The sequence below is a fragment of the Vibrio sp. D173a genome, assembly GCF_030248475.1.
Genome location: NZ_JAHGAH010001374.1, coordinates 1 through 779, shown reverse-complemented (window position 1 = coordinate 779; position 779 = coordinate 1). Strand labels below are relative to the sequence as shown.

Here is a 779-nt window from a genome sequence, read left to right as displayed (position 1 = left end):
GGCTTAACACCTTGAATCGCAAAATCTTGGAGTTGGCCACCATAGGTTGGGTCTGGGATCACACCGTCACGGATGAAAGCCGTTTTCTGCTCTGGTGTTTCAGCTGGAATACTGAGTCGTACCAACATCGAAACGGCATTTTCATCTCCTTTCTCAGGAGCATGACCTCGGCCATCTTTAATATGACAGTTTTGGCAACCATTGGTGTTAAACAGGGGCCCTAAGCCATCACGAGCATCCGTTGATGATGGTGCTGGAACCCAAGGATTTCTAAAGAAGCTATTACCTACACTGAAATCGAGGCGCTTGGTCATTGGCAAGTTAGCTGCTGGTAGAGAGAATGCGTTAGGTCCCTCTTTCTTGACGGTCGTCTTACCGCCAGAATAAACATCATGGGCTTGTAATGGAGAAACGAAAAACAGTGCGGTTAAAAACGAGGCGGATAGATACGACTTCATACATTGCCTTTGCTAAATTAGTGAGTGATTAGCTTAGTTGTGCTTTTTATTTGCTAATACTTGGGTTCATCAGATTAGAGTGGCTCGACAACATCTATTAACGGACTTCGACGGTTGAGTACTTAGGTTAATTCAGTGTTAGAACATATCAGCCTTCAACAAATAAGGGCTCAAACGAGCCCTTATCAATATTGAAAGACTTCACAAGTGATTAAAACTCGTGGTCAGCTGTGTCTGGGTTTAGGCTATCGATGCCGATGATGCCTGCTGCACGCTCAATAGCTGCAGTTTGAGAAACAAGCGCAACGATAGTTTTGTTCA

General features: G+C 44.5%; 1 protein-coding gene. It reads right to left on the bottom strand.

What is annotated here, in order from left to right:
• Window positions 1-458, bottom strand: a 458-nt coding sequence (locus KIV40_RS33455; RefSeq protein WP_285353715.1) for a di-heme oxidoredictase family protein, incomplete at its 3' end; no start/stop codon positions are given.
• Between the last annotated feature and the right edge of the window lie 321 nt (window positions 459-779).